Source organism: Neorhizobium sp. T7_12, from assembly GCF_002968535.1.
GTDB lineage: Bacteria > Pseudomonadota > Alphaproteobacteria > Rhizobiales > Rhizobiaceae > Neorhizobium > Neorhizobium tomejilense.
Genome location: NZ_PVBK01000061.1, coordinates 1 through 394 on the forward strand (window position 1 = coordinate 1; position 394 = coordinate 394).

At 57.4% G+C, this 394-nt stretch carries 1 protein-coding gene; it reads left to right on the forward strand.

The window, feature by feature from the left end; all coding sequences use genetic code 11:
• Positions 1 to 134 precede the first annotated feature (134 nt).
• A partial coding sequence (locus tag C5J26_RS32440; RefSeq protein ID WP_206051253.1) for a hypothetical protein occupies positions 135 to 394 on the forward strand: 260 nt, incomplete at its 3' end.

Genomic DNA, 394 nt, shown 5'->3' on the forward strand with positions numbered 1-394 from the left:
GTGTTGAGCGCGCGTTACAGTGCTTTCCTACTGGCGGCGGCTACCACACCGGCAGAAATATTCCGCCTGGCTTTCGACAAACCGCGTGGACAGGATTGGACCGTGCGGTTCGGGTCACGGCGACTGGCGTTTGCGTGGACCCTTACCTTGCGACGCCGTCGTTTTGCTCCTCAGCCACCTATCTTCTGCTGTTAAAGAGCCTTGAACTATACGAGAAAACCTGCGGCGTCATGCCGCCCAGGCAGGAGTGGGAATACCTGAAGCCTTACACGGTGGACAACAGGCCCTACCCGATCCAGAACGATGGAGTCGGAGCGTGGGGGCGTGCAAATGCCAACGGACCGGGCGTGGCTGAATTGGCCCATGAATTGAAAATTGGTACCAACCTGTATAT